At 65.0% G+C, this 389-nt stretch carries 1 pseudogene; it reads left to right on the forward strand.

From position 1 onward, the window contains the following. A pseudogene (locus PZH32_RS11645) lies at nt 1-389 on the forward strand (serine/threonine protein kinase); the annotation flags it as partial.

Raw genomic sequence — 389 nt, forward strand, 5'->3', positions numbered from 1 at the left:
GTACCTGGCCTACTGGGACCTCATGGAGATGTACTTCGAGCAGGACCCGGACTTCAAGTGGACCCAGGCCCCCCGCCCGCGCCTGACGGACAAGTCCTACAAGCACAACTACTACGATGAGAAGATCTCCCTGGAGGAGCGCCTGCAGCGCACCGCCGCGAAGGACTTCGTGACCACCGAGGTGGAGCCCATGTGGGACGCCGCCGACGTGATGCGCATGGGCAAGGACCTGTTCATCCAGCACGGCCTGACCACCAACCGCGCCGCCATGGACTGGTTCCAGCGCTACTACCCCGAGTACCGCGTGCACGCCGTGAACTTCCCCGGCGACCCGTACCCGATCCACATCGACGCCACCTTCGTGCCGCTGCGCCCCGGCCTGATCATCA

The sequence above is a fragment of the Adlercreutzia equolifaciens genome (genome assembly GCF_029076695.1).
Classification (GTDB): domain Bacteria; phylum Actinomycetota; class Coriobacteriia; order Coriobacteriales; family Eggerthellaceae; genus Adlercreutzia; species Adlercreutzia equolifaciens_A.